17 protein-coding genes and 1 pseudogene are annotated in these 26,614 nt (G+C 56.0%); 3 read left to right on the forward strand and 15 right to left on the reverse strand.

The window, feature by feature from the left end; all coding sequences use genetic code 11:
* Positions 1-238: 238 nt before the first annotated feature.
* From ACFFK0_RS20430 to leuC, 12 genes are all read right to left on the reverse strand, one after another.
* Positions 239-2,032 (reverse strand): ABC transporter ATP-binding protein, encoded by a 1,794-nt coding sequence (locus tag ACFFK0_RS20430; protein ID WP_377472434.1) that lies wholly within the window; start codon positions 2,030-2,032, stop codon positions 239-241.
* 104 nt (positions 2,033-2,136) lie between these two features.
* A complete protein-coding gene (locus tag ACFFK0_RS20435) occupies positions 2,137-3,918 on the reverse strand; it encodes an ABC transporter ATP-binding protein (RefSeq protein ID WP_377472189.1) in 1,782 nt (593 codons plus the stop codon).
* A 323-nt stretch (positions 3,919-4,241) separates the two neighbouring features.
* On the reverse strand, positions 4,242-8,003 hold the full coding sequence (locus ACFFK0_RS20440) for a dynamin family protein (RefSeq protein ID WP_377472190.1): 3,762 nt from the start codon (positions 8,001-8,003) through the stop codon (positions 4,242-4,244).
* 82 nt (positions 8,004-8,085) lie between these two features.
* Entirely contained in the window at positions 8,086-8,358 is a 273-nt protein-coding gene (locus ACFFK0_RS20445; RefSeq protein ID WP_377472191.1) for an NAD/NADP transhydrogenase alpha subunit, read from the reverse strand.
* Positions 8,359-8,396: 38 nt separating this feature from the next.
* A complete protein-coding gene (gene nth, locus ACFFK0_RS20450; protein ID WP_377472192.1) occupies positions 8,397-9,059 on the reverse strand; it encodes an endonuclease III in 663 nt (220 codons plus the stop codon).
* Between the two features lie 197 nt (positions 9,060-9,256).
* Positions 9,257-11,968, reverse strand: coding sequence for an S-layer homology domain-containing protein (locus ACFFK0_RS20455; RefSeq protein WP_377472193.1), 2,712 nt, complete (start codon positions 11,966-11,968; stop codon positions 9,257-9,259).
* Positions 11,969-12,005: 37 nt separating this feature from the next.
* On the reverse strand, positions 12,006-12,593 hold the full coding sequence (locus ACFFK0_RS20460; RefSeq protein ID WP_377472195.1) for a GerMN domain-containing protein: 588 nt from the start codon (positions 12,591-12,593) through the stop codon (positions 12,006-12,008).
* 14 nt (positions 12,594-12,607) lie between these two features.
* Positions 12,608-14,308 carry an N-acetylmuramoyl-L-alanine amidase family protein gene (locus tag ACFFK0_RS20465; RefSeq protein ID WP_377472196.1) on the reverse strand — a complete coding sequence of 567 codons (1,701 nt, stop codon included), beginning with the start codon at positions 14,306-14,308 and terminating at the stop codon, positions 12,608-12,610.
* A 259-nt stretch (positions 14,309-14,567) separates the two neighbouring features.
* The gene (locus tag ACFFK0_RS20470; protein ID WP_377472197.1) at positions 14,568-15,581 is read right to left on the reverse strand and encodes a GGDEF domain-containing protein; all 1,014 of its coding nucleotides are present in this window, start codon (positions 15,579-15,581) and stop codon (positions 14,568-14,570) included.
* A 163-nt stretch (positions 15,582-15,744) separates the two neighbouring features.
* Positions 15,745-17,736, reverse strand: a complete 1,992-nt coding sequence (locus ACFFK0_RS20475) for an MASE4 domain-containing protein (RefSeq protein WP_377472198.1) — start codon at positions 17,734-17,736, stop codon at positions 15,745-15,747.
* A gap of 149 nt (positions 17,737-17,885) precedes the next feature.
* Positions 17,886-18,488: a 3-isopropylmalate dehydratase small subunit gene (leuD, locus tag ACFFK0_RS20480; RefSeq protein WP_377472199.1), complete on the reverse strand. Its 603-nt coding sequence runs from the start codon at positions 18,486-18,488 to the stop codon at positions 17,886-17,888.
* A gap of 30 nt (positions 18,489-18,518) precedes the next feature.
* Positions 18,519-19,940 carry a 3-isopropylmalate dehydratase large subunit gene (gene leuC, locus ACFFK0_RS20485; RefSeq protein WP_377472200.1) on the reverse strand — a complete coding sequence of 474 codons (1,422 nt, stop codon included), beginning with the start codon at positions 19,938-19,940 and terminating at the stop codon, positions 18,519-18,521.
* A 265-nt stretch (positions 19,941-20,205) separates the two neighbouring features.
* On the opposite strand from leuC, the gene ACFFK0_RS20490 reads away from it, so the two are divergent.
* Complete coding sequence (locus tag ACFFK0_RS20490; protein ID WP_377472201.1) at positions 20,206-21,813, forward strand: S-layer homology domain-containing protein; 1,608 nt, start codon at positions 20,206-20,208, stop codon at positions 21,811-21,813.
* A 160-nt stretch (positions 21,814-21,973) separates the two neighbouring features.
* On the opposite strand, the pseudogene ACFFK0_RS20495 reads toward ACFFK0_RS20490, so the two are convergent.
* Positions 21,974-22,507 (reverse strand): annotated as a pseudogene (locus ACFFK0_RS20495) (transposase); the annotation flags it as partial.
* A 286-nt stretch (positions 22,508-22,793) separates the two neighbouring features.
* Entirely contained in the window at positions 22,794-23,267 is a 474-nt protein-coding gene (locus ACFFK0_RS20500) for a MarR family winged helix-turn-helix transcriptional regulator (protein ID WP_377472202.1), read from the reverse strand.
* 314 nt (positions 23,268-23,581) lie between these two features.
* On the opposite strand from ACFFK0_RS20500, the gene ACFFK0_RS20505 reads away from it, so the two are divergent.
* Positions 23,582-24,526 (forward strand): NADP-dependent oxidoreductase, encoded by a 945-nt coding sequence (locus ACFFK0_RS20505; protein WP_377472203.1) that lies wholly within the window; start codon positions 23,582-23,584, stop codon positions 24,524-24,526.
* Positions 24,527-24,809: 283 nt separating this feature from the next.
* The gene (locus ACFFK0_RS20510; RefSeq protein WP_377472204.1) at positions 24,810-25,733 is read left to right on the forward strand and encodes a LysR family transcriptional regulator; all 924 of its coding nucleotides are present in this window, start codon (positions 24,810-24,812) and stop codon (positions 25,731-25,733) included.
* Here the strand turns inward: ACFFK0_RS20510 and ACFFK0_RS20515 are convergent.
* Positions 25,730-26,548, reverse strand: a complete 819-nt coding sequence (locus tag ACFFK0_RS20515) for a carbon-nitrogen family hydrolase (RefSeq protein ID WP_377472205.1) — start codon at positions 26,546-26,548, stop codon at positions 25,730-25,732. The genes ACFFK0_RS20510 and ACFFK0_RS20515 overlap by 4 nt on opposite strands.
* Positions 26,549-26,614 lie beyond the last annotated feature (66 nt).

The following is a 26,614-nucleotide window of genomic DNA, read 5'->3' on the forward strand; positions in this document are numbered from 1 at the left end:
AGCTCCCGGAAGTACTCTTAGTCATGTTAAGATTGCCTGCAAATTATTCCACGGACAGACGAAAGCCGCCTTCCCGGAACGGGAAGACGGCCAGGTACCCAAGATTTCGAATCGCTTGCCGGAGCTGGCCGGAACGTTATCCGGCGGATTCCATGAGAAAACTCTTATCGGAGTACATTCGAAGATGAGCGACCGCGTTAAGCGGAAGTTTTTATCGCCGTTCAGAAAGCTCATTTCGCTAAGCGAAATTCATACTTTCTGAATCGGTGAGAAATTTGTATTGCGCTTGAATAAGCCCGTAGTAGATCCCTTGTTTTGCCATCAGCTCGTCATGATTGCCGGACTCCATAATCGAGCCGTGATCAAGCACGACGATGTTGTCCGCGTGGCGGATCGTCGACAGCCGGTGAGCGATGATGAACGATGTCCGCCCTTGGAGGAGCGTCTTGAGCGCTTCTTGTATTCTCAGCTCCGTCTCCGTATCGATCGACGCCGTCGCTTCGTCCAGGATCAGAACCCGCGGATCGGCGAGCAGAGCGCGCGCGAAGCTGAGCAGCTGGCGCTGCCCCATGGACAGTACGGAGCCCCGTTCCTGCACTTCGGTATCGTACCCGTTCGGCAGCTTCATGATGAAGTCGTGGGCATGCACCGCTTTGGCCGCGCGCTCCACGTCCTCGTCGGTGGCGTCGAGCCGGCCGAAGCGGATATTGTCCCGGATCGAACCGGAGAAAATGAACGTATCCTGCAGCACGATGCCGACCTGCGAGCGCAAACTTTGCAGCGTGACGCCGCGGATGTCGTGCCCGTCAATGAGCACGCGGCCCTCGGTAGGATCGTAGAAGCGGCACAGCAGGTTGATGATCGTGCTCTTCCCCGAGCCGGTATGGCCGACCAGGGCGATCGATTGGCCGGGCGCGACATCCAGCGAAATGCCGCGCAGAGCCGGCCGTCCTTTCTCATATTCGAACACGATGCTTTCAAAGGAAACGGCGCCTTGAATCGGCGGTAGTGTTGCCGCTCGCGGCAGTTCCTTCACCGACGGCTGTTCGTCGATAAACTCGAAGATCCGCTCCGCCGACGCCATAGCGACAAGCAGTTGCGCGTACATTTGCCCCATCCGGTTGATCGGCTCCCAGAAGTAGCCGATATACGTGGCGAAGGCCACGAGCAGGCCGACGGATATTTCCCCCGCCTGGATCAATGTCGCGCCGTACCAGAACAAGATACAGTAACCGATCGCACCGGTAACCTCGATGATCGGTCCCAGCGATTGGTTCAAGGCGGATGCCCGATCCCACTGCTTTTTATTATCTTGATTCAGGCCGTCAAAGTATGACATATTCGCTTTCTCTTGCGTGTAAGCCTGCGTCACCTTGATGCCTTGAATCGCTTCGTTCAAATGCGAGTTGATCCGCGACTGCTTCATCTGCACGGTCTGCCAGGCGCGGCGGATCCGTTTGCGGAGCTGGCCGGAAACGATGAACATGAGCGGAACGGTAATGACGACGGCAAGCCCGAGCTTGAAGTTCCAATACAGCAAAATCGCCACAATGCCGGTTAGCTGGACAATGTCGATCATAAGGTTGACGACGCCGTTGGTGAACAAGTCCTGCAGCGAGTTCACGTAGTTCGTTACCCTGACGAGCACGGAACCGGCCGGACGCTTATCGAAAAAGTGAAACGAAAGCCGCTGAATGTTGCTGAACAACTGATGCCGGATATCGTAAATGATCTTCTGCCCGATCGTGTTCGTATATTTAATCCGGAATACGTTAGCCGCCCACTGGATCAAGAAGACGCCGATGACGAGCCCGACAAGCTGGTACAGGAGTGCGACGTTGCTGCCGCCGATCGCATCGTCAATCGCATGCTTGATGATAAATGGAACGGATAGCTTGGCGGCGGCGCCGATCACCATCATCGTACCGATAATCGGAATGATTTGCTTTAAATACGGCTTCATGTACGTTGCGAGACGCCGCATTTGCGCCCAATCGAACTCCTTCTCCATCAGCGTATCGTCCTGATACACAAACCTCGAATCGGGGCCCTGACCGTCCGCCTGAGGCGCCTGCCGCTCGGTGCGGCGGCCGCTCTGGGATCCTGTGCCCGGCAGCTTCGTTTCTACTTGTGCACTCAATGCGCGACCCTTCTTTCCAGCTTCGCAATTTTGGTATTATCCGGCGCAGGCTGATCCGCATATTGAATCCGGTACGTATCCAGATACGGTCCCGGCTGCTGCAGCAGCTGCTCATGAGTGCCCCGCTGCACGATGCGGCCTCCGTCCAGGACGACAATTTCGTCGGCATGACGCAGCGACGAGATGCGGTGCGCGATGATGAACGTCGTGCGGCCCTTCATGACTTCGCGGAAGCCGGCCTGAATCTCGTGCTCGGTTTCCATATCGACGGCGGAAGTCGCATCGTCGAGGATAAGTATTTTCGGATCGGTCAAGATGGCGCGGGCAATGGCGATACGCTGCTTCTGTCCGCCGGATAGGCCGAGACCGCGCTCGCCGACGATCGTCTCGTAGCCGTCCGGCAGCTCCATAATGAAATCGTGCGCTTTCGCCAGCTTGGCGGCGCGAATGATGTCCTCCATTGAACAATCCTTGCGTCCGTAAGCGATGTTGCCGCGGATCGTCGAGGAGAACAGGAACGTCTCCTGGAACACGATCGCGATCTGCGAGCGCAGGCTGTCAATCGTATACTCTTTAATGTTGCGGCCGTCCAGCAATACGGCGCCATCCTTCACGTTATACGCCCGCATCAAGAGCGAAACGACGGTCGTCTTGCCGGAGCCGGTGCCGCCGAGCAAGCCGATGACCGAGCCGGGCTTCGCATCGAGTGTAAAATCGTAGAGTGCCGGGGAATTTTCCGGATAAGCGAACGTCACGCGATCGAACTGCACATGCCCCTTTACCGTATCGGACTGCAGCTCGATCGCGTTCGGCTGGTCTTTGACATGGATATATTGATTCAGGATGTCGGTAATTTTTTCGCCCGATGTACGCGCTTGCGTGAAGGCGTTAATATGGAAGCCGATCCCCCACATCGGACCGATGATGTACCAAATCAAGCTGAAGAAAGCGACAAGCTCGCCGAGCGTAATTTGCTTGTTGATGACCATGGAGCCGCCAACGCCGAGCAGGATGACGACGCTCAAGTTCGCGAAAATTTCCATCAGCGGAAAATACCGCGCCCATATGCCGGCCGACGAAATGTTGTTCACCTTGTAATGCTCGTTGCGGCTCGCAAACTTATCGATTTCGTGCGGCTCGCGGGCGAACGACTTGACCGTGCGGACGCCTGTAATATTTTCCTGTACGGCGGTTTGCAGCGACGAGAACGAATTGCGGATGTTGCGGAAGGACGGATGAATTTTGCTCTCGAACCGGATCGCCGTATACGCGAGGAACGGCATCGTAATCATTGTAATGAGCGTCAGCTTCCAATTGATCGTCATCATCATGACCGTGCCGAAAATGATCATGAGAATGACGTTCAAGATTTGCGCAAAGCCGAACCCGATGAACTGGCGGATACCGTCCAGGTCCGCGGTCAGACGAGACATCAAATCGCCGGTACGCGCCTGATCGTAATACGGGAACGATAAGTACTGCAGCTTGCGGTACAAGGCTTCGCGTAAGTTATACGCGACGCGGTTGCCGAGACGTCCCCCGAAGAAGCCGTGCAGGAACTGCAGTCCGCCCTTCAGCGATACGACGGCAACGACGAGCAGCGCCAGCCCGGGCACCCGGTCGAACTGCAGCGGCGTAATGACGTCGTCGATCAAATACCGAAGCAGGTTCGGATACACGAGCCCCAGCGCCGTTGCGAACATCAAGCTGATGATGGAGGCAAACAAAAATTTCCGTTCCGGCCAGTAGTAATCCTTGAGCTGTCGAAATACGTTCATCCCGGTACTTTCACACCCCTCGTAAGCGTTTTAAATCTTTATGCATCTTAGCACCATATGGAAATTCGGGCAAAGACTCTACAGCGCGATATAATCGGGTATTTCACCATTTTGTCACATTTGTCGTTCCCAGCTCCCCGATTCTCCTAAATCATCGGAATCCCCCTGTATGTAAACCCTTTCATAGATTGGCGCAGGCGCAATCGCCTGCGGTGAAAGGGGTTTCGAGAGCATCCTGGAATTTTGGGAGGATTGAAAAAAATGCTGCAGAAACGAAAACAAGCACCCTCAGGCAGGCGCCCTAGGATGCTCGTGTTATCGTTTTATTCGGCTAACGTCTTCAATCGGCCTACTAGCCGCTCCAGCTCCGCTACGTCGATCTTCATCTGCAGCGCATCGCGCAGGCCGTCGCCGTGCTCGCGCAGCTCGGTCTGACGGCGTTCCTTCAGATCCGCCAGCCACGCTTGCAGCTCCCTTTCGTAGATGGCGGTAAGACGCTCCGTCTCCCGCTCCACCCACGCATTCATCGGCTCGTTCACGAGCGGCTCCAGCTCGGCGCGCAGCGACGCTTTGCCGCTGCCTTCGAAGAACTGCTTGGCGGTCTTGAAGTGGGCGCTCAGCAGCTTCGCCGGTACGGCGGCGGAAAGCCCTTGATCGGCGGCCGCCTCCGGCGTCGGAAACCGCTTCGCTTCGTATTCGGCCGGTTCGAAGCCGTCCAGCATGGCGGACAGCTCCTTCCCCCAGCTCTCGCAGCGCTTGGCCGCCAGCCGGTTCAGCGTATTCTCGACCCGCAGCGTCGTTGCCAGCGACTCCTGGCTCAAATTAAAGCCGATCATCCGCTCCAGCTCCCGCCAAGCCTGATGCAGCGCCGCCTTGGCATCCGGCTCCTCCCGGAACAGCGAAGGATTGAAGCAGATGTTGTACAGCTCGCCGAACCGGTACGACGTGCGCTGTTTGACGTAATACAGCAGCTCGCGTATGTCTTTGGCAAGCTCCTTCCGCTCCTCGGTAAAATCCGCCCCATCGAGCATCGATTCGCCGGCCTGAAGCGCCTGCTCGAGCTCCTGCAGCCTCGAAGCCCGCTGCGCTTCGCCTTCCTTGGCGCGCTCGATCCAGCGCGACAGCGTATGCTCCGCCCGCTGCAGTTCAAGCTCCGCGCTGTGAACGGCGACCGAAGCAAGCTCCTCCATCGAGAAGCGGATGAATTGTCGTTCGAATTCGGCGATGCCGGACTGCTCGACCTTGAGCGCGTCGCCTGCCAGCTTGCCTTCGACGGCCTGCAGGCTGGACACCGGATACAGCCGCGGCCGGCGAATGCCGTGCTGCAGCAAGTTCGATTCCACGTGGGCGAGCACGCCCTGCAGCTCTTCCGGACCGGATGCCAGATCGGCGGCGTTGATGATGAAAAACATTTTGTCCAGCTCGAAGCTGTCCTTAACCCTGCCCAGCTGCAGCAGGAATTCGCGGTCGGCCTGCGAGAACGCATGGTTGTAGTACGTAACGAACAGGATCGCATCGGCATTCTTGATGTAATCGAACGCCACCCCGGTATGCCGGGCGTTGATCGAGTCGGCGCCGGGCGTGTCGACGAAGACGATGCCCTGCTCCGTCAGCTCGTTGGCGTAATGGAGCTCAATGAATTCGACGAAGCAGGAGCGGGCTTCGTCGGCAACGTACGCCGCGAATTCGTCCAGCGTGATGCGGACGTCGCGTCCGAGCTGCGGCTCGGCCTGCGCCCAGCCGACTTCAACCGCACGCAGAAAGGCGTAGTGCGGCTTGCCTTTAGCCGGGACGGCGGCCGGCGACAGCCGCCGGATCCGGGCGAGCGCATCCGTCATATCGGATGCGCTCTCGCCGAGGACGTCCAGCGAATAGCGGACGTCGGCGGCGATGGCGTCCGCCGATTTCATGCGGACGCGGGCGGTGCCGTGAGGCCATTCGGCCGACGGCGGCACGATGCGGTTGATCGCCGCTGTCGTCGGGTTCGGCGACACCGGCAGGATCCGTTCGCCGAGCAGCGCGTTGGCGAACGAGGACTTGCCCGCGCTGAACGCCCCGAACAGCGCGATCGTGAACGTGCCGCCGCGCAGACGGGCGGCCTTCTCCCGCATCGCGGCCGCGGTCCCCCGCAGCGCCGCGAGCGGGTCCAGCAGCGCCGCCGCCTGCTCCAGGCGGCCGGCGCTGGCGCTCAGGCGGCGCCGGTAGTCGGCGCCGCTCCAGCCCGCGGCCGCCGTCCGGCCGGCCGCCTCCTCCAGGCCGCCCGCCGCAGCGGCGGCCTTCATCGTGTGCGACGCCGCGAGCACGGTGTCGATCGCGACGGTGGCGCCCCAGGCGCCATCGCCGTCGCGATCGGCACCCGGCTCCCCTGCGTCGCCCTGTACCGGCGCCAGCGCGCCCGGATCGGGCAGCGCCGGCGCTGCCAGCGGCGCCTCCGGCCACAGCGCCGCCACCGCCTGCAGCGCAGCAGCTTCCTGCTGCGCCAGCTGCTGCAGCTCGCGCCATGCGCCGAGCTTCGACTCCAGCGCAGCCAGCTCCGCATCGAGCTGCGCGCTGCCCGCCTCAGCCCGCTCCTGCACAGCCGCCGCCACACGGTCGATCCGCTCGAACGTCAGCTTGCGGTACTGCGCTTTCAGCTCCGCTGCAGCCTGCTTGCTGTAATTCAGCGTGTAGTCGCTGCCGAAGCCGGCCGCGCCGCTGACCTGCGCAGCGAGCCAATCGCCGCGCACCTCCACGCCCAGCGTCTCCAGCTCCGCCGTAAGCGCCTCGCTCTTGACGCCTTCCCGCTCCGCCGCCTGCTTCAGCGCAGCTCGCAAGTGCCAGTCGAGCTGCGCTTCGACCTGCTCGGCCAGATTGCGCCGGAACGCCTCCAGCCGCCGCTCGATCTCCGCGGCCGTCTTGGCCGCCGAGCCGAACAAGCCGACTTTGAACCCCGGTTTGCGGCTTTGTAAATATTCGTGCGCCAAATCTCTCGTCGGCGCCGGAGTAATATTGGCGTTCTCGATAATGCCCGCCGCTTCCTTGCGCAGCTCCGCCGTCAGCCGCTCCGCCGCGCCGAGCAGCGCCTCGCGCTCCTTCGTCTTCGCTTCATACTCGCGCACGGCTTCGGCACCCGCCGCCAAACCGCCGGCCTCAGCGCCGTCTCCCGCAGCCGCTTCCGCTTCAAGCCGTAGCTCCAGCTGCTCCCGCTGCGGCCCGTTCCGGTCTTCCAGCCATGCCTTATGCTCTTCAAGCAAGAAGCGGACCGACCGGTCCAAGCTGTACCGCCGAAGCTCATCCCCGGAGCCGAGCAGCGAAGCGATCAGCGCGCGCAGCCGTCCGAAGTCGTTGTGCGGATGCTGCGGCACTTTGGTCGTAACGAACAGCATCCCCGCCGCTTCGATGCCCCAGCTTCGGAACGCTTCCTCCGCACTCGCCCGGTACGACTCGAAGGGCAGCTCCTGCTCGCGGTGCTTATCGATCATATTCACGATCAAATATAACGGCTTGCCCCAATCCTTCATCTTCTTCGCGAAGGCGAAATTGATCTCCGACTGCACATGATTGTAATCCATCACGTAAAAAACGACGTCGGCCAAATGCAGCGCCGACTCCGTCGCCAGCTGATGGGCATCGTCCGTCGAATCGATGCCCGGCGTATCGAGCAGCATCCCCCGATCCCCGAGCATCGGCAGCGGATACGTAATGCGGACCGCCTCAATATCTTCCCCGTTCACGCAATAAGCGTCGAGCTCGCTCAGCGGCACCTTCTCGACAACTCTTTCCTGACCGCCGCCAGCCATAGCGGCGATCCGCGTCACCTCCGCCCCCGGCTCGCCGCTGCGGATCGAAACCAGGTTGGCGGACGTCGGAATCGGACTCGACGGCAGCAGCGGATGTCCGCACAGCCGGTTAATTAATGTCGATTTGCCCGCCGAGAAATGCCCGCAAAAGGCAATCGCCGTCAAGCGGCTCTGCGCCTTATCCGCCAGCTGCCCGAATTTGGCCGAAGTTATCGCGTTACCGTCCCGCCTTAGGTCCTCTTCCAGCCGCTTCAAGGCGGCGGCTCCTTGCTGTCCAAGCTCCATCGTATCCATCATTGTTGTCATGTCGCAGTCTCTCTCCCCAATTCCTGCCCCATTATTTTCTCTATGTCAAATGAAAAAGAAAAAAACCGAATCGCTTCGGTTTTTAGTGTAGCACATTTTCTTTCGTCGGGATAAAAATTTCGAATACGTCGCGATGTTGAAGAATGGTAATGTCGGAGTCCTTCACCTTCATGACGACGACTTCCGGCTTCGTTCTCATTTTCTCCAAGTAGTTCTCCGGCACGTCACCGGATTCGCTGACCGTAATACCCTCGATCACTTTCTCCTCGTTTTCCTTCAGCGGAGTCTTCAATACTTCCTCGTAAATATCGGAAAATATTTCAAAGTTGTTCGTATACACAGCGATGCACTTCACAGCCATCCCATCCTTCGATCTAATTTCTGAACGTAGACCTAACTAGTTTTCCTGTTTTTTCCGTCTTTCATACGTCGCTTGCCTTCTTTGCATACGTCGAGCAGCGGGCAAACGTCGCATTGCGGATTTTGCGCTTTGCAGTGATAACGACCGAAAAAAATGAGACGATGATGCGTCTGCGTCCATTCCTCCTGCGGCACCAGCTTCATCAGCTGCTTCTCCACTTCCAGCACGGTATCATCCGGCTTGGCGGCTCCGAGCCGCTTGGATACTCGTTCCACATGCGTATCGACAGCGATCGCCGGCACGCCGAAAGCGTTGGAGACGACAACATTGGCCGTCTTGCGTCCGACGCCGGGGAGCTCAGTCAGCTTTCCATGCTCCTGCGGCACTTCACCGCCGTACTGATCCAGCAGCACTTGACACAGCTTCTGGATGTGCTTCGCTTTATTTCGGTACAGACCGATTCGCCTAATGTCCTGCTCCAGCTCTTCCAGGGGCACGGCAATGTAATCCTCGGGACGCTTGTACTTCTGAAACAGCGTCGCCGTAACCTTATTGACGGTTTCGTCCGTACATTGTGCGGACAGCAGCACGGCAATCGTCAGCTCGAACGGGTTCGAATGGTGAAGCTCGCAGTGCGCATCGGGAAACATGTCCGCGATTACATCGAGGATATGCCGCATTTGTTTGCGGTTCATGTTGCAAGCCCTCCTGACGGGCAAATCATACCCTCAAGTTTACAGAATCGCCCGCCCGGAATCAATGCTTATCGGACAAAAAATACGTCAGTTTTGCAAATTTCTTGTGAAAGTTTTCCTTACGGACGCGAAACCCGCCGGCCTCAAGGAAGAAATGATCGGCTTCCAGCGGCGGCGGGTCTATGCGGCAAGTAGGTTTACTTCTCCATTTCAATGACGCGGTTATCGATATAATAGACGGTTACGGCGTCCTTCGCAGCGAACGAAGAGATCGTCAGCGTTTGCGTGCCCTGATGCAGATATGCACGAGAATACATCGTCATCTCGCTCTTTCCCGCAGCCGTGCTGAACGATAATGAATTCGCCGTAGCGCTGTACGCTTCGAACGTCATCTGCGCCGTTGTAGCAACGCGAAGCACCGGCTTGTCGGCTGCATCCTTCATGAATTGCACCCGGTCTCCCGCCTTCAGGCTGGTCAGCGGCAGTGGCGCTCCGGCTTGGCCGGTAATGGAGGCGTTGGCGCCAAGTGTAATCAGCTGCGTGACTCCGGCAAAATCTTGAACCGTTACCGTTCCGGCTGCCGGATCGACCGCAAGCACTTTGCCGCGCAGCGGCACGACCACTTCCGCGCGGGTTACGGAATTTCCCTTAAAGGTCAAGCGGACATATTCATCTACCGGAATATCGGCTACGGTCGGGGACGTGTCGCCCGGTACGACCAGCTCGACTCCCCAATCGAGCGTAAGCGCCAAATTCGTTCCGTTCGCGTCCTGAAGCGTCAGCTGCCGAGCATTCGCGTTGCGGAGCAGCACTTTGTACAGATCGGTCTTTGTGGCGGTAATCTTCATAATTTGATCCTGCTGTCCCGGGTTCAAATCAATCGTCACCGTATCCCCGATCTTCAGGTCAGACAGCGTCGCATTCGACTTGCCGTACAGCTCGATCGCAGGCGGGAACGACATTTTGAAGAACACATCCTGCCCGCCGCTTCTGATCGTCATTTGATTCGTGACCGCGTTCAGCTCGCTGATCGTACCGAACAGCTGCGTCGCCATCGTCATGCTCGAAATCGTCTTGTCTTTGCCGACTTGGATGTTAACCTTCTTGCCTTTGGAGAACGTGCCGTAAAAATTTGACAGCGAATACGTGGTGCCTAAATAGACAAAGGCCGTTTTATCGTTGACGAAGAACACATCCGGCATTCCGTCGTTCTTTTCCACAGTAAGAAACTTCTTGGTATCGTCGTAATCGGTAATCGTGGCAAACACGAGATTTTGCACCGAACGGTTCGAGACCGTAATCAGCTGCACTTTATTGTTCAGCAGCTCAACGCTCAGCTCGTCTCCGGCGATCAAATCGTTCAAGCCTGCGCTCGTTTTGCCTTCGATAGCGACCCGTACGGTGTCGCTGAGCTCATAGGCCTTCAGCTCGCCGTTCGTTGTTCGAATCGTCATCACGCCAAGCTTGCTGTTGACGGAATCGATCAGCGTACCTTTGACGGCCGACCCGATATCGATTTGCTTCGTTACGGTCACCGCCGACAGCTGATTTTCCTTTACCGAATACGATACCGTGTCCCCGACGTGCAGCGAGCTGAGATCGCCTTGTCCGCCGCCGATCAACGTCACGTTAACGTATGCGCTCAGGTCATATGTCTCGATCTGCCCGGATGTCTTGTCCAGCACCTTAAACACTTTGGCGTTACGGTCAATCTCCTGCACCGTACCCTCGGACGTCTTGCTGACCGGTACCCCTTTGACGACGATTTGCGTGAACTTATCCGATTTGACCAGCTTGTTCCGCTGCACCTCGACGGTGGCGTTCTTCGTCAGCGCCGCCAGACTGGAGCCTTCACCGTTCTCGTCGATGACGGCAACATCGTCCGACAGCTGGAACTCCTTCAGGCTGCCTTCGACCATCAAGTACAGCTTCAGCCCTGCGAGATTCACGTCCAGCATGGACCCCGAATGCGTCTCCAGCTGCAGCTGGTCGCTAACGAGCTCCACATAGTAGGCAGTGCCCCCCGCTTGAAGAATGGACACTTCATAGGTTGGCTTCAGGCTGCTTGCGGCGATGGTCTCGCCTTCGTTCTTGCCGTAGAACGGCGTTTCCTCAGGCAAATTGTATGTAAGATAAGTACCGTCTTCGTTTTGCAGCACGAGCTTGCCGCCGCCGATTGCGCTGAAGTAGCCTTTCTTATAGCGCGCAGACTTGACCTTGGCGTGCTTCTCCGAGCGGCTCAGGAACGTCGCCATCTGGGCGCGCGTGATGCTGCCCTGCGGCTGGAACGTGCCGTCCTCGAAGCCCTGTACGAGACCGAGCTTGACCGCTTGGTTGACATAGCCCTTGGCCCAGGAAGAGATTTTGGCGCTGTCTTTGAAATCCGGTGTGCCGCTTTCAGTCTCTTGGCCCAGCATCCGGACCATAATCTTCGCCACCCATTCGCGGGTTGCAGGCCGCGTGCCCCAGTTTTTGGCCGCTCCGTTCGCCGACGTCTCTTCCTCGAGCGTAATCAATTTGCGGCTTAACGCTTCGCCGACATACTTTTGGGCAAAAGAGCTGACCGTAAACGGCAGGTTATACGTTGTCTCATTTTCGTTGATTTCCTCATCGGCCCCCAGCGCCCGCATGACCATAATCAGCACTTGCTCCTGGGTAACCGCATCATCCGGCTTATACTCGCCGTTCTCGTTTCCTTCGACAATGCCCTCAATTGCGAGCTTCGTTACGTGCTGCAAAGCCCAATGGTTCGCTCCGACGTCCGGAAACTTCGTGCGAATCGACGTGCTGGCCGAGGCGGATGCGCTCGTCCCCGTCGTTTCCGCCGCCGCTGCCGGCACAGCCGCCAGCACCATTGAGGCTACGGCTGCACCGATCATAAGTTGTTTTGCCATACGAAGTTGCTTCATGTGTGTAAAGTTCTCCTCTCGCCCGTACGGTTAGTCGTTATTCTGAATTGCGCTTCATCGGATACGGCAGATCCATATGACCCATCAATGACTCCACTTGCTTGCCGTCTACCGTTACGTAAATTTCCTGCACCTCGGCAAATTGAAACAGCGTCTTCCGCAGCGCCTGCAGCATCAGCGCTTCGCCGCCCGATCCCAAACGGCCGGAGTCGTCGATCTTCAGGTCCAGCTTCAGCTTGCCTTGCTCGAACGTCACTTTGTTGTACGCTATACCCTCGAACAGTGCCGTCGCTTTAGGATCGGATGATTGTTGAAGCGACTTTAAAGCAGCCGTGTATTTATCCGCATCCGTCGCGTACGTGATCTTCGTCGTTTTGGCAACGATGGCGTTGCCATCTTCATCTCCGAAGTAAGCCTGAATATCGGCGCTTTTCATCTGAGGCTCGGCAGCTTGTGCCGGGGTTGCCGATGGTGCCGGAGCCGGTGATGTCTGACTCGTAGCAGCCGGAGCTTGCTGGGATTGCTGCTGGGAGGCCGGCTTGTCCTTTACGCCGCAGCCTGCGGTTATGACCGCAAGCGCCGCTCCGGCAAGGAGTAGACGATGGAACATGCGTTGATTGTTCATAATTGGTTCACCTCTCACTTGATGTTCAAGTAGTCTAAGATGGTTTGTGCAATGGAGGCGGCTACTCGGTTCTGAAAGGCTTCGTCGAACATGTTGTTTTCGTCGGTTTTATTGGATAAATACCCGATTTCCAGCAAAACGGCAGGCATTGTCGTATATTTCACGACGCGGAAATCATTCTTCCGTACCCCGCGGTCCGGGAAGCCGGCGGAAGTCAAGATCGACTGGTGAAGCGCCTTGGCCAGATTCAAGCTCTGCTCGTTGTAGTAGTACGTTTCGGAACCCCGAATAGCCGGCTTGCCCGGCAGCTTGTTGCCGTGAATCGATACGAACACATCCGCTTGATGACTGTTGGCGAAGTCGACTCGGTCATTCAGCTCGACGAACGTATCGTCGGAACGGGTCATCAGCACTTCGACCTTTGGATTGGTCTTGAGAATGGCCTCCACCTTCTTGGCCATGGCCAAGTTAAACGTCTTCTCCGTCTTGCCCGTGAGAGATACGGCGCCGCCGTCATGATCGCCGTGTCCGGCGTCGATCACGATGATCGGCTTGATCTCCTTCATGTCGAAGGCGATTTGGTTTGCCGGCAGCGTCTTCGGATCCACTGCGGTCAATGCTGCCCTAGCCTTCAAATCTATTATAATTCTGACGGTGGAAGGTTCGCTACTATAATTGGAGAAGCGAATACGCTGCGCTACAGGATGGTCGAGCGCAATTTCGCCGACCGATCCGGTCAGCTTTGCCTTAAGGCCGGCATCCAGCTCCGAATACGGCAGGTCGACAACGAACCGGTCCGGATTCGTCAGCGTAAACGTGTTCGGCTTTGTCGTCACGCTTTTGGTTGTAATCGTAAGCCGGTCATTCGAGAAATCGATGGCGGAGATCGTCCCCGGCTTCAAGTCGGGATCCGGCTCGGCAGCGCTCGCACTCGGCGCCTTCGCAGGCTTGTCCGCCGTATTCGTACTGCCTGAAGCCGTTGCCGTGCCTTTGCCTCCTGCGCCTTGAGCGGTTCCCGCAGCTGCAGGCCGCCCTGTAGAGCTTGTGGCGCTCAGGGATCCCGATCCGCCGTCCGCTGCCGTACTCGAACCGGACGAACCGGCCGTGTTCGTCTTGCCGGAGTCCGTCCCTTTCGTCCCCGCCGTTCCTCCTGCCGCCGAGGCTGCTCCCGTCCCCGTCGTCGTATTATTGCTAGTGCCCGCCGTACTGCCGGCTCCCGCGGCTCCTCCCGCCGTTGCTGCCGAAGCAATGGCGCTCCCGCCGGCCGGCTCCGCTTTTTTATATAAATACACTGCACCGACCAGCTCGTCCCACGTCACTTTGACGCCCAGCTGCTCACTGACGTACCGGAGCGGCAGCATCGTACTGCCGTCCACGATTACGGGCGCTTCATCCAGCGTCGTCGTTTTGCCGTTCGCTACAACTTCCTTCTTATCGATGGTCAGCACAATCTTGACCGCATCGCGCGTAATGACGACCTTCCGATTCGGACCGTCCCACTCGACCTTCGATCCGATACTCTCCGCAATAATCCGGACCGGCACCAGTACCGTCCCGTTCACATTGCGGGCAGGAACCTCCGGAGTCAACGGCAATCCGTTCAAAAATAACGGTGTAGTGGGGACGGCCGCCTTGGCATTGTCCGCGCCCATTGCCCATTCCGGTACGAGCAGCGCGCCAGCGAGCAAGGCGCACCCCGCTATCCAAGCTTTCATGCGTTCACCTCGTTCACATTATGCATCTCGCCATCTAGCAATCTAGCAACCTCTCAATTTTAACAAAGAAAACCAAAAAAAGACACAAAAACCTCCTCTTCGACGTCAAAATGGTACCTTCTTAGACGCGTTCCGCAGCGGAAAGTTGCACTCTGCCGAAAATCGCCGGCGATCCTTCCGCAAATATCCGGGTGCCTCGCAAAAGAAAAGCCTGCCCCACAGCCGTATGGCAGCGGTACAGGCTCGAGATGTATTTGCATCAGAAGTTGCGCTCGACTCCATGCGCGTCTTCTGGATATCCGGCTATAATCGTACGGTTTTTCCCGTTTTTTTTAGCTGTGTACAGCGCCGCATCGGCATTGTTAAAGAGCTCTTCCTTCGTCATCCCGGGAAGCAGCTTCTGCACGCCGATACTGACGCTGATATGACGGCCTTGCAGCTCTGGATGCGCTTTTTCTTGGATCGATTGGCGAATGCGCTCCAATTGCCCGTAAAACTTGTCCGTCGGCTTCTCGACTGTCAGGACGGCAAACTCTTCCCCGCCGTACCTGGACGCGAAATCGTTCGATTCGAGAAACGCCTTCATTTGACCGGCAACAAAAGCGATGATCGCATCTCCAACGGAATGGCCGAACGTGTCATTAACCTGCTTAAAGCTGTCAATGTCAATAATCGCGAGATGAACATCCAGCCCGGCAGGATTATCCAAGGAAAAAATGCCGTTCAGATGCTCATGAAACGACTTATGGTTATAGAGCTCCGTTGCCGGGTCGATTCGGTTCATTTTTTCCATCAGCACGTTCTTGGTTTGCAGTTCCTGCATCTCTCTTGTCGCCGCAAGGAGATCTTGCACCAGATTGAAGCCGCGGACCCGTAAATTGTTGATGATCAGCGCAGTACAAAGGAGCAAGGCGATAAGCAGACTCATGTTGGAAAGCGTGAGGGAAGCGCGCAAACCGGACGAAGCCGAGATGAGCACCGGAACGCTGATCAGCGCCTGAACAAGAGCGAAAACGATAATTTTAATCCGGTAGTAATACAGCGATATGAGAATCGGGATAATCAGGATGTACAAAACCATCGGCAGCTCATACAAAGCGAGAATAATGACGCCGATCAGCACGTTGACTCCCGCTAAAAGCACATAGTCCGCATACCGGTATTGCTTTCGAACGTACCATTCGAGCAGTACGATCACACCGATCATTTTCGCGACGGGGAAAACCAAAACATGCATCGCAAACAGAAGCATATCGTGGGTAGTAAAGATCAAGTTAACGCTCGCAGTTGTCGTATACAGAATTACGACCCGCCAGCACGTTCGTATGATGTTGCGTGATAATGAGCGCGTGTTGAGCAGAAAGTCGGCAGTTCTCATAACGATATCTCGCTTTCTCGGATGAGGTGAATTCAGATGAAGTATCGCTGACCTCCGTCTAAAGCGCCATGCAGGGCAGTGTAACGATGAACGTCGAGCCTTTGCCAAGCTCCGACTCAAATCGGACCGTCCCTCCGTGCGCCTCCACGATTTCTTTCACAATGGCCAGCCCCAGCCCGGTTCCTCCGATTTTACGCCGGTCCGTATTGTCCACCCGGTAAAATTTGGTGAACATATGAGGCTTGGCGTCGTCCGGAATGCCGAGTCCATAATCCTGAACATGGATGAACGCAGCACTGCCCTGCACTTGCAGGCGAAGGTCCGTCACTTTCGAATCCGGCGCATACTTGATCGCATTGCTGATCAGGTTGTGCAGCACCTGCCGAAGCTTGTCCGCATCCGCATGCACATACACCGGCTGTTCCGGCAGCTGCATACGAATAAAGCTGTGCTGCCTGTCATCCCATTGCTCCGCGACATCCCGGATCAGCTCCCCTACTTCCACTACATGAAAATCATACGAATGATGTCCCGCCTCCATCCGCTGCAAATCCAAAAAATCGTTCAGCATTCCGGATAGCCGCGCCGCTTCTTTGTATACGGTCGTCAAATACTTGAGCTGCTTCTCCCTTTCCAGCTCGCGCGTCGACAAAATTTCGACAAATCCCAGAATGCTTGTCAACGGCGTTCGCAGCTCATGCGAAATGATGCTGACAAATTCCATTTTCCGTTCGTTTAGCCGTCCTTCCTCCGTTCGGTCCGATATGACGATCAGTCTGTCGCCGGCCGCATCCGGACCGGCATCGGTTTCGACCTGAACCGCATAAAATTCGATATATTTTGTCTCGGCTCCAACCACCAAAATGACCCGCTCATGCGCTTGCCGGGCTTTGCCGTCCCGTACAGCCATCAGCGATGACCGAAGCGGCTCATAAGGCGACAGCCGCGGCCTCAACCGTTCCAGCCAATCGTCAAACTTTTCCCCGACCTCGCACGCTTGGTGCACGATCATTTCGCACCGGGAATTGACGAACAGGATATGACCGCGCGTATCGCACATCATCATCCCTTCCCGCGTCGATTCCAGCAAGCTGTGAATATGCTTTTGGTCCAGCAGCAGCTGCTCGTTAAGCAAAGCGAGCCGAGCCAGCTTGCGTTTGCGGTCCTCATATAGTAATTGGGCTTGGTAATAGAGCGTACGCAGCTCCATCAGCATTTTACACATGACGAGCCCCGCCGAAACCATACTGATCACCCGGGCCATGTACCAGCCGACACTATATCTCGCACCGGAAAATAAGGACAAAGTAACGTCCAGCATAAATGCCAAAGCAGCTATAATCAGCCACAAGCCAATCGACGACTTTCTCGTCGGAAGCCGCCACAGCACGATGACCGCCAACACGTTTAACATCCAAACGACAATTCCGGCTCCCCTAAGACTCCAGAGGTTGTAGATGTCATTGTGGATCAGGATCGGCAGCCGGTTTATGCCGGCAATGACAAGCAGAGCGGAAGCTGCGACGAGCAGCACGACGCCTGAAATGATGAACAACGTCCAGCGCGCAGCCTGCCGTGCCGATAAGGGTCTGCCCCCAAATCGTTCCGTAAGGGCGTATAGCAGGAGCATACACGGATAACCGATGTGCCAGAGCACCCACAGCCATACAGCGGACTGGCTCCCTGCATGGAGCAGCCCGGTTTCGGAAAACACGCCCGGAAACATCAGGATGTGCAGTACGGTAATGAATGCGGAATACAAATACGCGCCCGCCAGCAATCCTTGCGGAAGTCTGCGGCTCACGCGGAATTCGCTGAACAGCAAATATGCCGTAGCGAGGTCAAGCACGAATACAATCGTACTGAATATCGGAAGAAACGGCACAACGGCCGGCAAAACGTGCTGACTGAACGGAAGTGTGGCGCCCACGACCAGCAATAATACGATCGCGGCAACTGCAGCTGCAATGCGCTCTCGGGCCGATGCAGGACGGTTGTGCAGGTGAAACGGTATATGCGATGCAGCGTCATCTTGAAGTGGTTGACTCATGCCCCGACTCCTTGGTCTTCAAACCGTGCAATTCTTTATCAAGCTATATTATAACAGGACTGAACGAAATCTGTAGCCGCATCGAAAGAAAAACGCTCCCGCCAGCCTGTAAGGCCGGACAAGAGCGTCTATGGTTTATTTCTTCGTTATTACTTGTAATTCAATTCCGGATGTGCCGCTTCGTACGCCGAAATCGCGGCTTCATGCTGCAGCGTCAGTCCGATATCGTCGAGGCCGAGCAGCAGGAACTGACGGCGGTGCTCATCGAGATCGAAGTCGTAGGACAGACCGTAGTCGTCCGTAATCTTCTTGCTCTCGAGGTCGACGTTCAGCTTGTAGCCTTCATGCTGCGCCGTACGCTGGAACAGCTCTTCAACCTGCTCCTCCGACAGCTTGATCGGCAGAATGCCGTTCTTGAAGCAGTTGTTGTAGAAGATGTCCGCATAAGACGGAGCGATGATCACCTTGAAGCCGAAATCCTGAATCGCCCATGGCGCGTGCTCGCGGGACGAGCCGCAGCCGAAGTTGGCGCGGGACAGCAGCACGGATGCGCCCTTGTAGCGGTCTTGGTTGAGCGGGAAGCTCTCGATGACGTTGCCCTGCTCATCCCATCTCCATTCAAAGAACAGGAACTGGCCGAAGCCCGTGCGCTCGATGCGCTTCAAGAACTGCTTAGGGATAATGGCGTCGGTGTCGACGTTGACGCGGTCGACCGGACCGACGAGACCTGTATGTTGTTTGAACGATTCCATGTCCGAATCTCCTCTCTCGTGTAGCTCTACTTACGCTTCTTGCGCGACTTTGAACGTCCAGTCGCGAACGTCGACGAAACGGCCGGCAATCGCTGCCGCTGCCGCCATCGCCGGGGACACCAGATGCGTCCGTCCGCCGCGGCCTTGACGGCCTTCGAAGTTGCGGTTCGACGTCGAAGCGCAGCGCTCGCCCGGGGACAGAACGTCCGGGTTCATAGCCAGACACATCGAGCAGCCGGCGTCACGCCATTCGAAGCCTGCTTCAGTGAAAATTTTATCCAAGCCTTCGGCTTCCGCCTGCAGCTTGACGCGTCCGGAGCCCGGTACGACGATCGCGTTGACGTGCGATGCCACCTTGTAGCCGCGGGCAACTTCCGCTGCAGCACGCAGGTCTTCGATCCGGCCGTTCGTGCAGGAGCCGATAAAGACGCGGTCGATCTTGAGCTCCGTGATCGGCGTTCCCGGCGTAAGTCCCATGTACTCGATCGCCTTCTCCGCCGCTTTGCGCTCGTTTTCCGTTGCGAAGTCCTTCGGGTTCGGAACGACGTCCGTTACGGAAGTACCCATGCCCGGGGATGTTCCCCAAGTGACTTGCGGGATCAGCGAATCGGCATCGAATTCAACAACGGTATCGTACTCGGCGCCTTCGTCGGTGGTCAGCTGCTTCCAGCGCTGAACAGCTTCGTCGAATGCTGCGCCTTGCGGCACATACTCGCGGCCGCGGAGATATTCGAACGTCGTCTCATCCGGCGCAATCAGACCTGCGCGTGCGCCGGCTTCGATCGACATGTTGCACACGGTCATACGCTCTTCCATCGTCAGCTTGCGGATCGCTTCGCCGGTGTACTCGATAACGTAGCCCGTTGCGAAGTCGGTGCCGTACTTGCCGATGATGCCGAGGATGAGGTCCTTCGCCGTAACGCCCGTCTTGAGGCTTCCGTTTACGCGAACTTCCATCGTCTTCGACTTCGACTGCTGCAGACACTGCGTAGCGAGCACGTGCTCGACTTCACTCGTACCGATACCGAATGCCAGCGCGCCGAAAGCGCCGTGAGTTGAAGTATGGGAATCGCCGCAAACGATCGTCTTGCCCGGGTGCGTCAAACCGATTTCCGGTCCCATAACGTGAACGACGCCTTGATCGATGTTGTGCAGGTCGAACAGCTTGACGCCGAAGTCGGCGCAGTTCTTGGACAGCGTCTCTACCTGCTGGCGGGAAATCGGATCTGTGATATTGAAACGGTCCTTCGTCGGAACGTTGTGGTCCATCGTTGCGTAAGTCAGATCCGGACGGCGCACCTTGCGGCCGGCCAAACGAAGTCCTTCGAACGCCTGCGGGCTCGTTACTTCGTGAACCAGGTGCAGGTCGATATAGATGATGCTCGGTTTGCCTGCTTCCTGATGGATGACGTGGTTGTTCCAAATTTTTTCGTAAAGGGTTTGCTTCGCCATCAGTTCTCACCTCAATTGATGAATATGATTTTTCGACAATCTCTTGATATCCATTATCCTAGCACGACTGCATTCATTGTTCCAAGATATAATAACTATAAGATTAATAGGTCAAAGCTATAAAATCAATAAGCTGGCAACTTTTCCCACCTGCCTTGCGTCTAATGAATGATGCAAGGACGAATCTACCAATTGCAGTGCGTATCGCTGCTTGCTGTATAATTGACAGAACTGTTCTAAGAATCGCCAAGGAGGATTTTGGATTATGAACAAACTGCTGACCGCCGCGCTTAGCGTCACTTTCGCCTTTTCGATGATGGCCCCGGCCGCTTCCGCCGACACCTCGTCCGTACATAAAACCGTTGCCGACTTTCAGGACCTCACATCAGTCGATAACGTTCTGAAGGCAAAGATCGAAGCGATGCTGGAGTCCGGTACGTTCGAGGGAATAACGGACAACCGGTTCGGCATCCAGGAGCGGATGACGCGTGCGCAGTTCGCCAAGGTGCTGACTTCCGTGTTCGGGCTGCACGTTGAAACCGGCGCGACGACTTCCGGCTTTACGGACGTGCCTTCCGATCACTGGGCTCTATCGTATATTGAAACCGCCAAGAAAGCCGGACTGATCGAGGGCATGACGGACACAACGTTTGCCCCCGAAGAATCGGTAACGTTAGGCCAGTTCGCCACTGTCCTGCTGAAAGGTGTCAAGAAGCAGGTGGATACGAGCGGATCGCCATGGTATGCGCAAGCGATGAAGGATGCGGCGGCACTGGGCTTCGTATCCGCTCAAGCCGAAGGCGGTGCTGCGGCGAGCCGTGCCGATCTCGTCATCGGCGCGTATGCGGCAATTGAAGCTACGAAGCCATTGCCTGCGCCGGTCACTTTATCGATGCTGTCCGCTTCGGTTGTTGACGCCAAAACCGTAAAAGTCATCTTCGACCGTGAAGTTGACCGCAGCAAGGGCGTCCTGACGCTGAGCCGCGGCGATTCGAACGTAGCGACGGAAACAGAATGGGCCGAAGACGGGAAATCGGCGACGCTGAAGCTGAAGGATACGGCCCTCGTGACCGGTGATTATACGGTGAAACTCAGCGGCATTAATACCGGCATCGTAAAAATCGGTACGGCAACATTCAGCTATGCGGAGCCTACCGTCATGGAAGAGAAATACGTGCTGCCCGTTGCCATTACGACCGGAACGCAAAATGTAAGTTCGAGCGGAATTATAACAGGTGAAGTGGCCGGGGATCCGACACAAAGCAAGTTTGCCAAGGAGATCAAGGTTACGGCCAAAACAGCGTCCGGCGAGACGATTGCTCTGCCTGCGGGCGTGATCCAATCGGCCGTAGTAACCGATCCCTCCGTCGTCAAGCTCGCCGTAACGACCGATCATCGCGCTTACATACTCGGTCTGAAGCCTGGCACCGCCGAGGTTATGTATACGTATCAGCTGGGCGACGGCGTACTCCGGTCGGCAACAGCCAAAGTGGAAGTAAAGTCGGATAACGTTGCAGCTACACGCATCGAGGTCAAAAATACGAACTTCACGGAAACGGCAACCGTCGTAAACGGTGTGTACAGAAGCGAGTTCAACGCATTCACTTCAATGGGCTTGATCGTACACGACAATTATGGGAACAAATTCGAATCCATCGAAGCATACGATTATAACTTCGCATACCTAACATTTTTCTATGCGAGCAATGTTGTCGGAGACCCGGCAGAAGGCCCAGTCGGTACTGTCGATGCCTTCTATGGCGGCAATGTAAGAGTGATAGGCAACGTGACCGGCTTTGAACTTAGAGCCATTGCTCGTGAGACAGTCACCGGAGTAGTGGGTACTTCCTACGTTACCATTAAGAGAAAGTAGCGATAGCAACCGGCCCCTTCTTTGTGGAGGGCCACTGAAGAACTCTTGCTTTTTCTGGTGGAGACCGTTAAAGGACAAGTAAAAGACGACCATTATCCAGATATTTGGATAAAAGGTTGTCTTTTACTTGATCTATCTGGACCGTGGAATCGTTATCATACTTCGTTAGATTCACGATTCTCTTTAGGTTTACAGTGAATATGGCAAATGCACCTTGTAACTCCATGCCAATCTAGACCCGCGGAGAACGCTAAGTCATACCCTTGTCTGTGTTCAAGCTCGCTGTTCTTCGCTTCGATGTTTGTTGCGAAACGTTCTTGGCGTTCTCCTTGAAGTACTCGCTTTCTTGAAATGCCATTTGTTCGGTGTGTTCGGCGGATTTTATACTTACTGAGTTGGTTTTGCTTTTTGCTCCTTCTTTGTAACCCCCTTCTCTGAGTGGACATCTTTTGCACAAGCAGTACGTGTCCGTTTGATTTGTACCGACACCTATTGGCCGGTTCGCGTTTTCCGGATTCCATGTGGCCGGCCTCGCAAACATACATGCCATGCATCCTTGTTAAAGAGGAACTCATTTTCTTTCTTTCGGGCACCTTGTGTAATAAGCGGATTCAATTTAGCGATAAGTTCGATGTCATTGGTTCTAGTGTACCTGATGTTAGCTTTTTTCCGAACAGGCGGTGTCCCCGATTATAGGAACGATCGCATTTCTGCCGTTGTCCAAACAATAGTTTTCTTTCAATTCATCATATATAAACGAGAAGTCAGCCAGCTCGTTGATCTGCCGAAGCATTATCCTCGGGAAACACTAAGTTAGACAGTTCGATATACGGACTGAAGATTATCGTTTGTTGCTTTTGTATCAAGGTATACGCCTTCTCCCCAGCAATATACAGAAAAAAGGCACAGTCCCCTCAATATTCTTGAGTGACTGTGCCTTTCTTACATCAGGGGACTTTTCAGTGCCTCGCGGTATACCATTATTCTGCTGTTGTCGAAGTTGCGGCAAGCTTGTGTAAGATTTCGAACAATTGGCTTCGCTCCTCCGCAGGCAATGCGGCCAGCACCTTCTCGGCCGACTCGCTCATCGCGGCTCGAGCTTTGGCGATAAGTGGAGCCGCTGTGTCGGTCAGCTGGAGAAGCGTGGCGCGGCGGTCATACGGATCGGTAACGCGAACGAGAAGCTTCTCCTGTTCCAGGGCATCGACGAATTGAGTGACCGTACGAGGAGCGATGCCGCATTTGACGGCCATGTCACTCATTCGGATTTTGCCCGCTTCCGAGACAGTAACCAGAAATCGCAGTCTGGGACCGGTCAAATATTCGGGTATGTCATAGGTGGCTAGATGACTTTCGAATTGCAAGTGAAGCCGATGAGTGGTTTTGATCAGCATTTCCATCACTTGGCCGGCTAGAGGCGTAGCCTGGGAATTAGAAGCTATCGATTCGTTCATATTTGCAGAAAATCCTCCTTGACTGTAAAGATGATATTGAGTAAACTCAGTATCAAAACCATTTATTGTGTATACTCAATTTATACATACATCTAATCGCTATTTTATAAGTTAATTGGGCGAATGAAAAGGAGGAATGGCGAAATGACTACCTTATTCGTTAAAGCAAACAACCGACCGAACCAGTATTCCGTCAGCTTTACTATTGTATGAGGCTTTCAAACGAAGCTATTTTGAATCCCTCCGGATGATCCGGTAATTGAACTGGATTTGTACAAAGAACACTTGCCTTATAATGAAAGGGGAAATCGGGCATGTCGGAAAAAATGATGTACGCTGTCAGGTACCACGAGTTCGGAGGTGCTGACGTATTGATGCTGGAACAGGCTCCGCGCCCCGAGCCTCAAGCAGGCGAAGTGCTCGTTCGCGTGCGTGCCGCAGGCGTGCTGCCGGTCGACTGGAAAATCCGCAAAGGGCTGTTTCCGATTCCCGTTACATTCCCAAGCATTCCAGGTACTTCATTCGCTGGCATCGTGGAGGATTGGGGAGTCGGCGTAAACGGCTATCAGAAAGGTCAAGCGGTCTTCGGAAGAAGCACGAACGGAACGTATGCGGAATATACGACGGTTTCGACAGAATCCATCGCTCTCATGCCGCAGTCGATGAGCTTCGAGGAGGCGGCAACTTTGACGGGCGGCGCATCGACGGCTTGGCGGGCGGTTACGGACGCCGGAGTGAAGGCCGGCGACCACGTTCTCATTCACGGCGCCGCCGGGGGCGTAGGATTGTTCGCCGTTCAATTCGCCAAGTGGAAGGGAGCGTACGTCATCGGTACCGCCGGACCCGCGAATCAGGACTTCATCCGCTCCATCGGCGTCGACGAAGCTGTCGATTATACCCGGGATTCGTTTGAAGAGGTCGCGCAGGCCGTTGATTTCGTTTTGGACACGATTGGTGGCGATACCTTGGAGCGGTCTTGGTCAGTCTTGAAGCGCGGAGGCGTCCTGATCTCGATTGTGGGACGGCCGCCGTTGGAAAAAGGGAAAGAGTTTGGCATTCGGGTGTTGCCGTCCGGGTTGGCGACGAGCCAAGACTTGGCGGACATCGCAAGTCTCATCGACCAAGGCATGGTGCGGACCTTCGTACAGCAGGTGTATCCGATTCGCGAAGTCCGGCAAGCCCATGAACGAAGCGAGATCGGACATGGAAGAGGGCGCATCGTACTCCAAATCAGCGGTGATACCTATTCTTCGCCTTGATTTTATAGCGTTCCTTCGACTTTTTCTTAAAATAATCGTTTTCCTGGAACGCCAATTGCCAGGAGTGCATATTGGTCCTTAGGCGCACTCTCCTTCAAAAAAACTTGAAGAGAACTACGCCTTTTCAACTGGACATTTTCAGTGGCCTCTCTTTGTGGAGGGGCTGCTTTTGTGTTGCAGCAAGTTATTGAACATTAATTTCCCAAAAGAATTGACGAAATGTTTATAGGCAAATGCTATAATACCCTTATACACTTATATCACAATAGCGAGGTACATCTAGATGGAATTACGTCAGCTCCAATACGCCGTCCAAATCGCCGCCGAACGCAACTTCTCCCGCGCCGCCGAGAAGCTGCACATCGCCCAGCCTTCACTTAGCCAGCAATTGCTCAAGCTGGAGAAGGAACTCGGCGTGCTTCTCTTTCACCGCAGCACGAGCTCGGTTGAACTGACCCACGCTGGCACGGTGTTCGTCGACAAGGCGCAAGCCATACTGGATATGATCGAGCAGCTTAAGCAAGAGATGGAGGACATGTCGCAGATGAAACGGGGGCGGCTTGTCGTCGGATCGATGCCGATTACCGGGACGACGCTGCTGCCGCTTGTCCTCCCTGTCTTTCAAGCGGCTTACCCCGACATCGAGGTGACACTGCTCGAGGAAACGTCAGCCGAGCTCGCCCAGCTGACGGCCAGCGGCCAGACGGACATTTCGCTGCTGGCGCTGCCTTTGGATGAATCGCTTCACTACGAGACGCTGCTCGAGGAAGAGATCGTGCTCGCCGTTCCGCCTCAGCACCCTCTTGCCGCAAGATACGGGGGCGGTGTTCCGGCAGATGTCCCTTTGGATATCCTCCAAGCCGAACCTTTCGTTGCCCTCAAGAAAAGCCAGGGGCTTCGCCAGCTGACGCTCGAGCTGTGCAAGCGGGCCGGCTTCGAGCCGAATATCGCCTTCGAGAGCTCGAATATGGAGACCGTGCAAGCACTAGTCGCCGCAGGAATGGGCATCGCCTTTGTCCCTTCGCTGATCGCCCGCAACGCGCCGTCCCGCTTCGCTCCGGTGATCCTGCCGATTGCGACTCGACCTGCACGTACACTTGTCATCGCTTACCGTAAGGGACGCTACTTGTCCAAAGCGGCGGAAGCCTTCATCGGGGCGATGAAGGCGGTAACGGCCGAAGCGATTGCTTCGGATTGGAAATACTAGAACCCGGTCCGGTACAACCCGGGACGCCGGTCCTCGAAGATCGGGATCGTCTTGCGCACACGATCGACCTCGCTCAAATCGAGCGTCGCGTGCAGGATGCGCTCTTCCTCATCGCCTTCCGCCAGCGTTTCGCCCCAAGGATTCAAGACGAGCGAATGACCGAAGAAGTGCGCTTCGCCGCTGCGGCCGACCCGGTTGCAGGCGACGACGAACATTTGATTCTCGATCGCGCGGGCGGTAAGCAGCGTCTTCCAATGATGCAAACGCGGATGCGGCCATTCCGCCGGCACGAACAGCACCTTGGCGCCGCCAAGCGCAAGCGTCCGTGACAGCTCAGGAAAACGGATATCGTAGCAAATCATCATCGCTGCGGGAACGCCGTCCACCTGCAAGGTGCCGATCCGGTCGCCCGCGGCCAGATGCTTCTCCTCGTCCATAAGACGGAACAGGTGGATTTTGCTGTAGTCGTTCGTAACGTTGCCTTCGCGGTCGAAGGCGTAGATCGTATTATACACGTCGCCGCCGCGCTTCTCGGCAATGGAGCCCGCGATCACGTTGATGCCATGCTTGCGGCTGAATTCGCTGAGCAGCGATTTCGTCCGTTCACCCTGAGGATCGGCAAGCTCTTGAATGCGGTCCAGCGCGTAGCCGGTGTTCCACATCTCGGGAGCAATGATCAGATCCGGCTTGACCGGCGCCGCTGCGGCCTCCTCGAGCATCGACTCCAGCTTGCGGAAATTCGTTTCCGGTTCGCCGATGGCAATATCCATTTGTAAAATCGCGACATTGAGCTTCTGTTGTGCCGGTTGTGTCACTTTCGTTCGACTCCTTCTTGACGGGCCGCAAGCGCCCCCTGTTTCTATTGCTTACTATCATAGTTC

The sequence above is a fragment of the Paenibacillus chartarius genome (genome assembly GCF_042432825.1).
GTDB classification, from domain to species: Bacteria; Bacillota; Bacilli; order Paenibacillales; family NBRC-103111; genus Gordoniibacillus; species Gordoniibacillus chartarius.

Bases quoted from the DNA above. Each gene is read 5' to 3' on its own strand.
- ACFFK0_RS20455 (WP_377472193.1), bottom strand. From the start codon at position 11,968: ATGAAGCAACTTCGTATGGCAAAACAACTTATGATCGGTGCAGCCGTA.
- nth (WP_377472192.1), bottom strand. From the start codon at position 9,059: ATGAACCGCAAACAAATGCGGCATATCCTCGATGTAATCGCGGACATG.
- ACFFK0_RS20440 (WP_377472190.1), bottom strand. From the start codon at position 8,003: ATGACAACAATGATGGATACGATGGAGCTTGGACAGCAAGGAGCCGCC.
- ACFFK0_RS20490 (WP_377472201.1), top strand. From the start codon at position 20,206: ATGAACAAACTGCTGACCGCCGCGCTTAGCGTCACTTTCGCCTTTTCG.
- leuC (WP_377472200.1), bottom strand. From the start codon at position 19,940: ATGGCGAAGCAAACCCTTTACGAAAAAATTTGGAACAACCACGTCATC.
- ACFFK0_RS20500 (WP_377472202.1), bottom strand. From the start codon at position 23,267: ATGAACGAATCGATAGCTTCTAATTCCCAGGCTACGCCTCTAGCCGGC.
- leuD (WP_377472199.1), bottom strand. From the start codon at position 18,488: ATGGAATCGTTCAAACAACATACAGGTCTCGTCGGTCCGGTCGACCGC.
- ACFFK0_RS20505 (WP_377472203.1), top strand. From the start codon at position 23,582: ATGTCGGAAAAAATGATGTACGCTGTCAGGTACCACGAGTTCGGAGGT.
- ACFFK0_RS20460 (WP_377472195.1), bottom strand. From the start codon at position 12,593: ATGAACAATCAACGCATGTTCCATCGTCTACTCCTTGCCGGAGCGGCG.
- ACFFK0_RS20510 (WP_377472204.1), top strand. From the start codon at position 24,810: ATGGAATTACGTCAGCTCCAATACGCCGTCCAAATCGCCGCCGAACGC.
- ACFFK0_RS20475 (WP_377472198.1), bottom strand. From the start codon at position 17,736: ATGAGTCAACCACTTCAAGATGACGCTGCATCGCATATACCGTTTCAC.
- ACFFK0_RS20435 (WP_377472189.1), bottom strand. From the start codon at position 3,918: ATGAACGTATTTCGACAGCTCAAGGATTACTACTGGCCGGAACGGAAA.
- ACFFK0_RS20465 (WP_377472196.1), bottom strand. From the start codon at position 14,308: ATGAAAGCTTGGATAGCGGGGTGCGCCTTGCTCGCTGGCGCGCTGCTC.